Source organism: Bartonella sp. CE47NXGY, assembly GCF_042195415.1.
Classification (GTDB): Bacteria; Pseudomonadota; Alphaproteobacteria; order Rhizobiales; family Rhizobiaceae; genus Bartonella.
The window spans coordinates 1-667 of sequence record NZ_JBHIOI010000239.1; the positions used below are offsets into that span (position 1 = coordinate 1).

Annotated in this window: 1 protein-coding gene and 1 pseudogene; both read right to left on the reverse strand. The window is 37.5% G+C overall.

Annotated features, from left to right (window positions below):
* Positions 1-287 (reverse strand): YqaJ viral recombinase family protein (locus tag ACFIL3_RS10860; RefSeq protein ID WP_375682281.1); only part of this gene is annotated, 287 nt, incomplete at its 3' end.
* A gap of 1 nt (position 288) precedes the next feature.
* Positions 289-667 (reverse strand): annotated as a pseudogene (locus tag ACFIL3_RS10865) (recombinase); the annotation flags it as partial.

A 667-nucleotide genomic window follows, 5' to 3' on the forward strand; every position in this document is an offset into this window, starting at 1 on the left:
TCTATTGTGGGGTGTTGGATAAAGCCGCACTTTGTTATATTGGCATCATAAATGAAGCCATATTCTCTCAAGGCATCTTCTTCATGTTCAATACCCCATCTCATATCTTCAGTTTCATAATAAGGGCTTGTTTCGCCTGTTAAGCGCTCTGTTATGAGTTTGATTTTGTAGTCTTCATATTTGCTCGTAGGCAATCCTTTTGCTGTCTTACTGATAATGTTGTAAACATTAGATGCGGTGACTTTACCCAAGCGCGCTTGAAACCATTCTGCTGTTCTTTGTTCCATATCACACCGCCGTTCTTTGTTCTTGTGATACATATTCTATATCTTGGACGTGAATATATTCGGCATCTTGTATAGGAACGTATGTTTTCTCTTGTGGTGGGAGAGATTGTAGAGCGCTTTCTCTTTGAATTCTTGGCTTGCTTTCTAATATTTTCAAAACGTCGTCTGCTGTTTCACAAGACATATCTGTTAGCTTTTCTACTTTTGCATAAGAGAGAAGCTTATTTTTATCCGATTCTGTTTGTTCGATTAATTCTTCGATTTTTATAAGCATATCTTGAGAAACCAATTGTTTTGGAATGCTATGGTTTGTTTCATTGATACGTTTTGCTTCATCTTCTTCATAAATACCGGAAAGCCCGAAAGCATAGCGAGCACAT